1 protein-coding gene is annotated in these 597 nt (G+C 35.5%); it reads left to right on the forward strand.

Going from position 1 to position 597, the window contains the following annotated elements:
* The first annotated feature begins 97 nt into the window (after window positions 1-97).
* On the forward strand, window positions 98-445 hold the full coding sequence (locus tag ACTJJ9_RS26390; RefSeq protein ID WP_174752363.1) for a spore coat protein: 348 nt from the start codon (window positions 98-100) through the stop codon (window positions 443-445).
* Window positions 446-597 lie beyond the last annotated feature (152 nt).

The following is a 597-nucleotide window of genomic DNA, read 5'->3' on the forward strand; positions in this document are numbered from 1 at the left end:
CAAATGCATGATCGACACTATCAACAGCTGCTTCAACAGATGCAACAGTATGTAACTCAACCTTCACAAAATATGAATCAATAAGGAGGAAACTATAGTGGAAAATAATACTCCAAACAGGATTAAAAATCCTGAAACACCAGTCCCTAAGACGCCGCAAATGAACGATAGAGATTTTCTAAACGATGCCTTAACTACGGAAAAATATATATCTTCCTCATACTCGACTGCATTAAAAGAAGCTAGCCATGAATCGTTGTATCGTACAATAGCGTCTGTTTCCCAAGAAACAGAAGACTGTCACCGCAATCTATATAACTTAATGTTTAAAAACGGATGGTACGGTTTGGAAAAAGAAACTCCACAAACTATTCAACAATCGGTTCAGCAATTTTCTAACTACATGCAAAGTCAAGATCCATATAGAGGTAATGTAATACAATAAAAGAACACGTGTTCAAGAAGAATAAACTCAAGGTAAAACAACAATAGTTATGCGAGACAAAAGGTTGGTTAGTTGTTAACCAACCTAGAAAATAATTTAGAATTTACAACAATCGAAAGGGCGGCGGTAAGATGAATCTTAAGTGGATGAAA

This window comes from Metabacillus sp. 22489 (genome assembly GCF_052044855.1).
GTDB classification, from domain to species: Bacteria; Bacillota; Bacilli; order Bacillales; family Bacillaceae; genus Metabacillus; species Metabacillus niabensis.